1 protein-coding gene is annotated in these 609 nt (G+C 31.5%); it reads left to right on the top strand.

All coding sequences use genetic code 11. The annotated features are described in order from the left end of the window. The first annotated feature begins 115 nt into the window (after positions 1-115). A complete protein-coding gene (locus WKI42_RS10590; protein ID WP_368081902.1) occupies positions 116-361 on the top strand; it encodes a MarR family transcriptional regulator in 246 nt (81 codons plus the stop codon). Positions 362-609: the final 248 nt, after the last annotated feature.

The following is a 609-nucleotide window of genomic DNA, read 5'->3' as shown; positions in this document are numbered from 1 at the left end:
ATTGGAACTAAAGTTCCTAATTGTTAGACGCTAGCCGCTTATATGCGGACTAGCTAACTGCTTCACTAATTCAATCTACTCACTACTACTTCTTTATCATACAGGGAGATATTCTATGAGCCAATATGCTTATATCCTCGTTGTAATTAGCTTGGTGTTCCTTTTTCTGCTCAATAAGTATGAAAAGGAGAGACTTCAAAGACTCTACCAAGAACAACTGTTGAAGGATGAAACATTTAGGACTGACATCAAAGAAAAAATTGAAACGACTGAAAACATCAATGATGTCATTGCTTACATCAATAAAACTTATCATCTGGGAATGTTGCTATCAAAAGACATTACAGATCAATTGAAATAAACCTAGTTATTCTTTAAGAAATATCAAAACCGAGACTGAAAATTTATCATTTCGTCTCGGTTTTTAGTATGTTCAATTGAAACAAGTGTTGAAAACTTGTTGTAGCAATTCTAATATAGGGATGGATAGACTTTCAAAAATATCATTTACAAATATTTTTAAAGAAATCAAACTCCCTATATTTACTATTCTTATAGACTGTTAAATCAACATCCTCTACAACTTCTTTCACATCTATATTGACATCA

The sequence above is a fragment of the Streptococcus pseudopneumoniae genome, from assembly GCF_038148935.1.
Taxonomy (GTDB): Bacteria; Bacillota; Bacilli; order Lactobacillales; family Streptococcaceae; genus Streptococcus; species Streptococcus pseudopneumoniae_U.
Note: the sequence above shows the minus strand (reverse complement) of the source record. Positions and strands in the feature narration are given on the sequence as shown.